This window comes from Motiliproteus sp. MSK22-1, from assembly GCF_001968815.1.
Classification (GTDB): domain Bacteria; phylum Pseudomonadota; class Gammaproteobacteria; order Pseudomonadales; family Balneatricaceae; genus Motiliproteus.
On the sequence record NZ_MIEQ01000001.1, the window covers coordinates 1 to 499 of the forward strand.

General features: G+C 53.3%; 1 rRNA gene. It reads left to right on the forward strand.

From position 1 onward, the window contains the following. A 23S ribosomal RNA gene (locus BGP75_RS00005) occupies positions 1-499 on the forward strand; the annotation flags it as partial.

Consider the following 499-nt stretch of genomic DNA (forward strand, 5'->3'; position numbering starts at 1 on the left):
AGGAGATTAGTGCAATGGCATAAGCCAGCTTAACTGCGAGACAGACACGTCGAGCAGATACGAAAGTAGGTCATAGTGATCCGGTGGTTCTGTATGGAAGGGCCATCGCTCAACGGATAAAAGGTACTCCGGGGATAACAGGCTGATACCGCCCAAGAGTTCACATCGACGGCGGTGTTTGGCACCTCGATGTCGGCTCATCACATCCTGGGGCTGAAGCCGGTCCCAAGGGTATGGCTGTTCGCCATTTAAAGTGGTACGCGAGCTGGGTTTAGAACGTCGTGAGACAGTTCGGTCCCTATCTGCCGTGGGCGTTTGAGATTTGAGAAGAGCTGTTCCTAGTACGAGAGGACCGGAATGGACGAACCTCTGGTGTTCGGGTTGTCATGCCAATGGCATTGCCCGGTAGCTACGTTCGGACGGGATAACCGCTGAAAGCATCTAAGCGGGAAGCCCCCTTCAAGATGAGATCTCACTTGGACCTTGAGTCCACTAAAGA